Source organism: Streptomyces antarcticus, assembly GCF_026627255.1.
GTDB lineage: Bacteria > Actinomycetota > Actinomycetes > Streptomycetales > Streptomycetaceae > Streptomyces > Streptomyces antarcticus.
In genome coordinates this window covers 1-4,770 of sequence record NZ_JAPNLM010000072.1, presented here as the reverse complement: position 1 = coordinate 4,770, position 4,770 = coordinate 1, and the positions used below count along the sequence as shown (strand labels likewise).

4 protein-coding genes are annotated in these 4,770 nt (G+C 66.5%); all 4 read right to left on the bottom strand.

Features of this window, described 5'->3' with window-relative positions; translation table 11 throughout:
• Positions 1-79 precede the first annotated feature (79 nt).
• Genes OTB16_RS39025 through OTB16_RS39010 form a run of 4 tightly spaced genes read right to left on the bottom strand, consistent with a single transcriptional unit; the run spans position 80 to position 4,606 of the window.
• Positions 80-733 (bottom strand): hypothetical protein, encoded by a 654-nt coding sequence (locus OTB16_RS39025; protein ID WP_267727683.1) that lies wholly within the window; start codon positions 731-733, stop codon positions 80-82.
• Positions 730-3,147, bottom strand: coding sequence for a site-specific integrase (locus tag OTB16_RS39020; protein ID WP_267727681.1), 2,418 nt, complete (start codon positions 3,145-3,147; stop codon positions 730-732). The genes OTB16_RS39025 and OTB16_RS39020 overlap by 4 nt, the downstream gene beginning before the upstream one ends.
• Positions 3,144-3,485 carry a helix-turn-helix domain-containing protein gene (locus OTB16_RS39015; protein ID WP_267727679.1) on the bottom strand — a complete coding sequence of 114 codons (342 nt, stop codon included), beginning with the start codon at positions 3,483-3,485 and terminating at the stop codon, positions 3,144-3,146. Before OTB16_RS39015 ends, OTB16_RS39020 begins: the two co-directional genes overlap by 4 nt.
• On the bottom strand, positions 3,485-4,606 hold the full coding sequence (locus tag OTB16_RS39010; protein ID WP_267727677.1) for a tyrosine-type recombinase/integrase: 1,122 nt from the start codon (positions 4,604-4,606) through the stop codon (positions 3,485-3,487). The genes OTB16_RS39015 and OTB16_RS39010 overlap by 1 nt, the downstream gene beginning before the upstream one ends.
• Positions 4,607-4,770 lie beyond the last annotated feature (164 nt).

Sequence of the window (4,770 nt, the reverse complement as noted above, 5' to 3'; positions counted from 1 at the left end):
TAATGGTGACGTGGGGTATTGGAACTGTCCGAATGCCTGTCTCGCCCTCCGTAGCCGGCGCGTGCTCGGCGACTGTCGATCATGACTTCCACTGGTCGCAGTACTCGATGTGGATCTCGCGGGCGTCGCCGAGGATGCCGTCATTCGAGTGGAGCTCGGTGCAGAAGTACGGATAGCTGGGGTGGACCGGAACATAGCTCGGTCCGTTGCGGGCGACATCGAGGAAGTGCCGAGCGGTCTCTCGGAACACCTTCGCGCTGCCGGTCATGAACAGCGTCTCGGCGTGAAGGTGCTGGTGAAACAGGTCGCGGTTCTCCCGGTAGTGACGTGCTGCCCAGTCGACTGAGGCGTTGTCGACAGGGTCTGTGTCGGGCAAGTTCACGGTCTGGGGATGGCCGACGCCGAGTCGATTCCTCACCTGCTTCCAGGAAGAGGGGGCGAACTGCAGCGAATGGTGCAAGAGCACGAGGTCGAGCTGGAAGCCGACGTCGTCCGGTACTTCCCGGGCTGGCGGGCGATTTGCCCGCATTGGCAGGTGAATTAGCGAACGAGGCGAGCGTGCAGCGAGCATCCACAATCCGGCGATGCGTCGGGCGGCGTCTTGGTCGAGATAGACGTCCAGGTGACGATCGTGGTCGATGAGTACTGCATGGCTCAGAGGCTGCGCAGGCCGGATGACTCTGAACTCGTCGGCTCCCAAGCGGGCCTGGTGGATTACGACCGGCAGCTTCATCGGTTCTCCGTTGCGGTGCGTCGGCTGACTTCGTTGGCATATGTGGCCCAGTCGCCCGCAGAGAGACGTTGCCAGGCGACGGCGACGTCGGTGTGGATGCCCAGGGTGCGGGCGAGGATCGCGGCCGGGATCTCGGTGGCGAGCTGGAAGAGTGCGGTGCTGCGGGCCTGGTTGGGACGGATTCCGAGCTGCTTCAGGCGCTGGGTCAGCTGTGTGGTACTGATCGGACGTCCGGGCTGGCCGCCAGGGAAGAGCCATGGAGACGGAGCCAGTGCGCCGATGGTCGCGTGCCCCTTGCGGTTCGCAGCGACAGTGCGGGCCAGCTGGGCGACGGGCTCGGGCAGCTGAACGGGTGCATGACCGAGGTGGATACGTACCTCCTGAGCGCCGACCTCGACGTCCTCGATGGTCAGTCGGTGGATCGCCGATGGCCCTTGTGCGTAAAGGAGGAGAAGCAGTCCTGCGAGGCGGTCGTCGGGCTTGAGGGTGTCATCGTGCAGGAGCCGGCGTGCGACGTTCCACCGGTGCTCGTCATCGAGTGGCTGGGTGGGGCCGTTCCAGCGGACAGCGGGGACGTGGACGGTAGTGAGCTTGTTGGTGCGAGCCCAGCGGACGAAGTGTCCGGCCGTGTGGCGGTAGGTCGCTGAGTCGTCGGTGAGCCACTGGTCGAGGTCGGCCTGTCGGCAGGTATCCAGGGCGAGGTCGTGAGCCTGAAGCCAGCTAAGGAAGGCGACGGCCGCGTGGGTGCGTTGACGCGCGGATGCGAACTGCTGCGGTGTCAGGGGGCGGCCGTTGCTGCGTCGGCGTAGTCGACGGACCAAGTGCCATATCGCGTACTGGTGCAGGACTTTGCGCTGTTCGGGGTCTTGCTGCGATGCGAGAAGGCCCCTGAGGAAACGTTCGAGGCGGACCATGTACTCGTCCCGCTCGGGCAGGGCATCGACTCCGACGAGGACTTGACGGAGGTGGGCGAGGGGCGGGCTGTCGGGCAGCTCGTCGAGGGCCTCGTGAGTCAGGGCTCGTCTTCCGGCCGCGAGGTCGGCCAGGACCGGAGAAACTGACGGCTTGTTCAGCCACCGATTGGCGGTGAGTGGGTGCTCGGTGGTGGCGATGTTGTTCCGCAGGGCTTCGAGACCGGGATGGAGGGCATCGGACGGAGGGCCCAAGAGCTCGTTGAGGCGCCGATTGATGAGACAACGAGCGCACTGGCCGGGGTGCGGGTAGTCGGGATCGCTGCAGGTGGGGCAGGTGTGCCAGACCTCAGGGGCGGTGCAGCCCAGGCAAAGGGGCTGGTCGAGAGTGCCGGAGACGACCGCCGCGACGCCGCCGCAGGCCGAGCACGGAGCGGAGTGACGCTGGCAGTCCAGGCACCATGGCCGACCCGTAGTCCGGGAGGTGCCGCAGGGTTTCTCAGCGTCGCAGATACTGCAAGTCGCGGTGGGCAAGGAGGGGCATTTTTGGCAGAGCGGGCCGTCCGGTGTGCGGGTGTTCACGACCCTTCGTCGGCCGCAGTTGATGCAGGTCTCCAGGTTCGCCGGATCGCTGACCAGGCAGTTCGGACATACTGGCCGGCCTTGGTTGTCGCGGGTGGCGGGCTCCCGGCGGGCTCCGCATCCCGAGCACTCCTCGATGCGGGAGCGGGAGATGCACATGCGGCAGACCCGCTTTCCGTCCAGAGGCTTGTCGATGCGTACGACTCTGTGGCAGCCGGGGCAGGACGGCCGGACGATCCCGGCGATGCCGGCCTCGTGCAGTAGGTCGATCAGCTTGAGGATCGCGCGGTGGGGTGCGAGGTGACCGTCGCCGGTCAGCAGAGCTGGGTAGGATTCCAAGGCCCAGGCAAGTTTCCGCTGGTAGGAGGGACGAGGTGCCGATCGACGGACCGCGTCGGAGACCGTCTGCCGTTCGGCTTGCGGATCCAGTTCGGCGATCAGGGCGCCGATCACTGCGATGGGATCGCGTCCGTCGTCGTCCGGGCACTGGCCGCATCGCGGCCGCCCGGTCCGGTCGCGTGAAGTGATCCGGCGGGTGTTTCCGCAGGCAGCACACGGCTCGTGCTGTGGCCGCCCGCAGTTCCAGCAGTACCAGTCCTGGCCGCGGCGCTGGAGCGTTCGTATCTGCCTGCCGCATTCGGCGCAACACGGTGGCGAGACCGTCTGGGCCCCTGCCTCGCGCAGGGCGATGAGCAGGTCGCCGACGGCCCTGGGCGCCGGCGAGCGACCGTCGTTCAGCACGTGAGGATGCTCAGTGAGGTGTGCCGCGAGGAGGCGTGACTTCGAACGTCCGCCCGCGACGCTGGCGACCACGGCACGGATCCGGTCCGGCTCCAGATGATGTTCGATGGCCGCGACCAGGTCCGCAATGAGCCCGATCGGGTCGGAGACGGTCCGCTCGGGGTGCCCGGGTGCGGTCACGGCCGCTCGATACCGCGGATGCGAGCTCGCTTGGGTCGCAGGTCACCGACGCCTGCCTCGGCACCGACAGCCTTCTTTGTTCGGGTAGCGGTTCCGACGCCCGCCGCGGGGGTCGGCTCGATGAGGTCGTCCATGGTGCAGTTGAGGATGTCGAGCAGAGCCATGAGGATCTTCAGGCTGAGCCGCTCGGGGCGCTCGACGACGAGCCGGTAGACCTGGCTGGACGACAGAGTGATGCCCCGTTTGTCCAGTAGCGGGATGAGGTCAGTGGTGGAGAACAGCCCTCGGTCGGCCATGATCTTGCGCAAGTGCCAGTGGTAGTCGAGCTTCGCGGCCATCAGCGGTCCTTGTTTGCGGGGGACGGGGCGAGCGCGGGCGCAAGTGCCCTGTGGAGCATGGTGTTCATGAAGTCGTCGCTGACGTGGGTGTAGATAGCGGTGGAGCTGTCATTCTCGTGACCGACTTGCTGCTGGAGAAACCGGCGGTCAACCCCGTCCTCTGTGAGGTGGGTGACGTAGGAGTGGCGAGCGGAGTGGACGGTCAGCGCCTTCGGGAGCTTCAGCGCGTCGCGGTAGGCGACGAACCGGGCGTTGATCTCGGCCGGCTTGACCCGGCCGCCCCGCTCGGTCACCCACAAGGCGGGGTGATCCTCGCAGCCGAACCGCGGCCGTACGTTCTCCACGTAATCGGCGACCGCGTCCACCGCCCAGTCCATCACCGACAGTACGTTCCGACGGCGCGGCGGCTGCCCCTTCTTCGCCTTGCCGTAGCGGACGTTGAGGGTGCCGTACCGGCCGAACTGCGGTGCCTTCGCATTCCGCCCGAAGTCGACCACATCCAGCTTCGATGTCTCCGTCCGGCGCAGACCCCACCCATAGATGACCTTGAAGAGGGTGGCATCGCGGTAGGCGGCGAGGGCTCCCTTGCGCTTGGCCCGTACCGCTCGATCGACCTGGTCGTCGGCGTAGTCGAGGAAGCGTTGGATCTCCTCGCGGGTGAACGGCCTCGCCTCGGGGCGCCCCTCGTAGTCGTTGAGATGGGCGATGGTGTTCCACTCGTGGCAGATGGCCACGGGGTGAGTGCCGAAGGCGTCCTCACAGGCCACCGACCAGCCGTAGCGGCCGTCGATCAAGAACTCGCTGAACAGGCGCAGGCTGCCCTGATAGCTGCGGATCGTGGACGGCGCGAGGTGCTTCTCGCTGGTCAGCCACAGTGACCACTCGTCCACGTGGCCCGGCGTCCAGGCCCACGGATATTCGTTGGTGTGCTCCAGAAACCGCCGTACGAGCCGTTCCCGGGCGGTGACCGTGTCCTCACGGAGCCCGCGAGCGGCTTGTTGGGCCCGCCAGCCCCGCACCATGGCTTCGACCATCGCGTCCTGCGGACGCAGCTGGACAACCCCGGACACCAGTTCCAGGTGAGCTGCCCCCGCCAGGTCGGCGCGTCGCTGTAGACCCACTTTCGCCCTCCCTTTCAGAGGGCAAATCCTGCATCAGATGGGATCCGATCTCCAAACTCCCAGCTCAAGCCGCTAAGTTGCAGGACGTTAGAGTCCTCGCCGGACCCTGACCTGACCTCGTCACCTGCAATTTCTCGCCCGTCTGATGCAATTCCTGAGGGTTG

Bases quoted from the DNA above. Each gene is read 5' to 3' on its own strand.
- OTB16_RS39025 (WP_267727683.1), bottom strand. From the start codon at position 733: ATGAAGCTGCCGGTCGTAATCCACCAGGCCCGCTTGGGAGCCGACGAG.
- OTB16_RS39015 (WP_267727679.1), bottom strand. From the start codon at position 3,485: ATGGCCGCGAAGCTCGACTACCACTGGCACTTGCGCAAGATCATGGCC.